General features: G+C 63.1%; 1 protein-coding gene and 1 pseudogene. One reads left to right on the forward strand and one right to left on the reverse strand.

Annotated features, from left to right (window positions below; genetic code table 11):
* A partial coding sequence (locus PMI09_RS00010; protein ID WP_007787674.1) for a TrmH family RNA methyltransferase occupies positions 1-684 on the forward strand: 684 nt, incomplete at its 5' end.
* A gap of 2 nt (positions 685-686) precedes the next feature.
* Here the strand turns inward: PMI09_RS00010 and PMI09_RS00015 are convergent.
* Positions 687-1,168: pseudogene (locus tag PMI09_RS00015) on the reverse strand (hypothetical protein); the annotation flags it as partial.

Below are 1,168 nucleotides of genomic sequence, written 5' to 3' on the forward strand. Positions count from 1 at the left end.
GGGGGGGGGAGCCGCAGCGGCAGCTTTGCGACCGAAAAGGTGCTGCTGCTCAGGAATCGTGTCGATGGCGTCGCTCCGATCCTCGAAAGGCTGCCGGGCGACGTGCCGATATATGTCGCGGAGGCGGAGGTGTTGGACCGGATCGTCGGGTTTCATCTGCATCGTGGCGTGCTGGCGCTTGGTCGGCGCGAGGTGGCTGAGTTCGATCTTATCGACCGACTGCCGGAACGTTCGCTCGTCCTCGTCGGCTGCGGCATTTCCAACCATGACAATGCCGGGTCGATGTTCCGCAACGCGGCTGCCTTTAAGGCGGATGCCGTCTTTCTCGATGAGACATCGTGTGACCCGCTCTATCGCAAGGCGCTACGCGTTTCTGTCGGCTCCGTTCTTAGCGTCCCCTATGAACGGAAGGGCACGGCGCTCGACGTGCTGACACGGCTTTCGGCGAACGGTTTTTCAATCTGGACGCTTTCGCCCCGCGGCGAGACCGACATCCGGGCCATACCACCGACGGAGCGCATGGCACTGGTTGTGGGCACGGAAGGCGAGGGGTTGCCTCCCGCGGTCCTGGAGGGCTTTCAAAGCGCGCGGATCCCACAATCGGAGGGATTGGACAGCCTGAATGTGGCGACGGCAACGGGCATTGCTCTCTTCGCCATGTCGTCGGCTGCGAACCTGATCTGATCTCAGCCCGGCTCGGACAGGATCGTCGCTGCGCGTTGCGCAAGGTTGATGCGCTCGCCATCCAGAGCGTCGGTGGCATCCGGCAGAAGGTCGCGGATCGGCGACGAAGGACCCTCGTTGATGGCGGTCAGTGCAACCATGCTTGCAGCGATGCCGGCGATCTCTTCGCGTACCGCGCCGTCCTGGCTGACGTCGGATTTCGCTTTCAGAAGTTGTTCTGAGACGGCGGCGCTGCGCTTGCGCACTTCTTCGCTCAGGCGGGCTGCAATCGCTGCTGTGTCGAGTTGGGTTGCCATCGTTTCCTCGGTTGCCCGCTCCTCTGAAACCGCATCTTGGGCTACGGGCGCAAGGCCTGCATTGCGCAGTGCGCGGTTTGCCTTGCGCAGCTCGGCATTCGCTGCCTTGACCTGTTCCTTGAGCTTGGCGATCTCCTGCTGGCGGCTGCCGAGAAGCGTGTTTTTCTCGGCAGCCGAAGCCGCATCCC

It is taken from the genome of Rhizobium sp. CF122 (assembly GCF_000282035.1).
Classification (GTDB): Bacteria; Pseudomonadota; Alphaproteobacteria; order Rhizobiales; family Rhizobiaceae; genus Rhizobium.